Source organism: Nocardiopsis sp. TNDT3, from assembly GCF_003427465.1.
Classification (GTDB): Bacteria; Actinomycetota; Actinomycetes; order Streptosporangiales; family Streptosporangiaceae; genus Nocardiopsis; species Nocardiopsis dassonvillei.
The window spans coordinates 1-1,688 of the sequence record NZ_QPFC01001295.1; the positions used below are offsets into that span (position 1 = coordinate 1).

General features: G+C 73.8%; 1 protein-coding gene. It reads right to left on the reverse strand.

Going from position 1 to position 1,688, the window contains the following annotated elements; genetic code table 11:
- Window positions 1-53 precede the first annotated feature (53 nt).
- Window positions 54-1,613 carry a polysaccharide deacetylase family protein gene (locus tag DQW06_RS27035; RefSeq protein ID WP_117199552.1) on the reverse strand — a complete coding sequence of 520 codons (1,560 nt, stop codon included), beginning with the start codon at window positions 1,611-1,613 and terminating at the stop codon, window positions 54-56.
- Window positions 1,614-1,688: the final 75 nt, after the last annotated feature.

Here is a 1,688-nt window from a genome sequence, read left to right on the forward strand (position 1 = left end):
GGTGGGACCCTTCCCACCGGCCGCCGACACGCGTGCCCCGTCGCCCGCGGACCTCAGGAACCGGCGGGCGCGGACAACCCCTCGGGCGGGTAGCTCTTCCCGGCCTCCGGGCCGTCGTAGACCTGGCTGACGGTCGCGAACTCGTACCCGTCGGCCCGCAGCCGCTCGATGATCTCCGGGACCGCGGCCAGGGTCGGCTCCAGGGTGTCGTGCAGCAGTACCACGCCCCCGGGGCGGGCGCCGTCCACCACGCTCTCCACGACCTCGTCGCGGCTCATGCCGGTCCAGTCCTTGCTGTCCTGGCTCCACAGGATCTCGGCCATGCCCTGACGGCCGATCTCCCCCAGCACCTCCGGTGAACTGTCGCCGAACGGCGGCCGGAACAGCTCCACGGTGTGGCCCGTCTGGCGGCGCACCATCGCGCTCACCGCGGCCACCTGATGGACCAGTTCCTCCCCCTCGAAGGCATCGGGCATGCGTTCGTGCAGGTGGTTGTGGCTGCCGATCTCGTGCCCCTCGGCGTAGGCGCGCCGGATCACGCTGGGCCGGGTCAGCGCCGGGTTGCCGTTGAGGAAGAAGGTGGCCGCGACCTCCTCCTCCGCCAGCAGGTCCAGCAGCCGCGGAGTCGTCGCCACCGGTCCGTCGTCGAAGGTCAGCGCGATGCACTTGGCCCCGGCGCAGTCCAGGTCGGGGTCTCCCGCCGAGACCGCCCCCGGCACCGGCGGGTCGGCCGGGGGCTCGGCGTCGGGGGCCTCCACGGCCAGCACGGGCTCCTCCGCCATGGCGGCCTCCCGCGCCCGCTCGCCCAGGCCGGACAGCAGGGGCGCGGCCTCCTCGGCGGGCACCACCGCGACCATCCGCCCCGGCTCCGAGGACGGGGGGTGGCCCTCCACGATCGGGGACAGGTGCCCGTCGTCGAACTCCACCACCAGGTCCCCGTCGCCGTTGAACCCCATCGAGTCGTAGGTGCGCATCACCGGTTGCAGCCCCCGCGCGTCCACCGCCTCCTCGTCGGCGAACGAGGCGCGGACGATCCCGTTGAGCTCCCGGAGCGCCGCGTCGTCGGCCAGCAGCTCCGTGGAGTAGGCGGTGTGGCCGGTGGACGCGTCGTACCAGTACGTCCCGTACCCCTGGCGCAGGCCGTGGAAGTCCTCCTCGGTGCGCACCAGGCGCACGCCCAGCACCCCGTTCCCGGCGGCGACCACCTCCCAGTCGACGCCCAGACTCACCGGATCCCGGCTGGCGCCCCGGTAGTCCCGCACCTCCTGGTCCACCCGGGCGGCCAGTTCCTCGGCGAAGGCGTCGGCACCCGAGAACACCGGGTAGGCGACGTCGATCGTGAGCCCCTCGGGCTTGTACGGGTGGTCCTCGAAGTCGGAGGCGTCCCCGCGCCACTCGGTGACCCCGTCCCCCGGCTCCGCCGCCACCACCGTGATCAGTTCCGGGTCCTCACCGCCCCCGGAGGCGATCCCCTCGGTGCCGCACGCGGCCAGGGGCAGGACCAGTGCGACCAGCGCCGCCCCGGGCCACCGGGCTCTGCGTTCCCACGGCCGGTTCCCCCCGGCCCCGGGGCAGGGGGCGGCCTCGTTCGGGTGGACTCGAGTCGACGACAACACCGGACTCCCTCATCCCTCAGCGGGTGGCCAACACGGCTGCTGCTGGGAGCAACATAGGGGACGCCGTCACCC